This window comes from Shewanella sp. T24-MNA-CIBAN-0130 (assembly GCF_040310185.1).
In the GTDB taxonomy this organism is placed as follows: domain Bacteria; phylum Pseudomonadota; class Gammaproteobacteria; order Enterobacterales; family Shewanellaceae; genus Shewanella; species Shewanella psychromarinicola.
Genome location: NZ_JBEOPP010000564.1, coordinates 1 through 236, shown reverse-complemented (window position 1 = coordinate 236; position 236 = coordinate 1). Strand labels below are relative to the sequence as shown.

The following is a 236-nucleotide window of genomic DNA, read 5'->3' as shown; positions in this document are numbered from 1 at the left end:
GAATTCTAGTGAGTGGCCGCTATTGAGTTTACTTGCGGGCAGTTTGTTGTCGTGTGCGTCGTTACAAGCTTGTTCAATAAGTTGGGTGTCTGCGATGGCAAATAATAATACTTTGGCTTCGCTGATGGCTACTTTGTAAGTATCAAAAAAGATTTTGATGTCGCGTTTTTGCTCGTCGGGTAATCGACTGTAACCTTTGTGTTGTTCGAACTGACTCAATGCAAAGTATACCAGTA

The 236-nt window shown here is 41.9% G+C and carries 1 pseudogene; it reads right to left on the bottom strand.

What is annotated here, in order from left to right:
- Nucleotides 1-236, bottom strand: a pseudogene (locus AAEZ02_RS23510) (DNA phosphorothioation-associated putative methyltransferase); the annotation flags it as partial.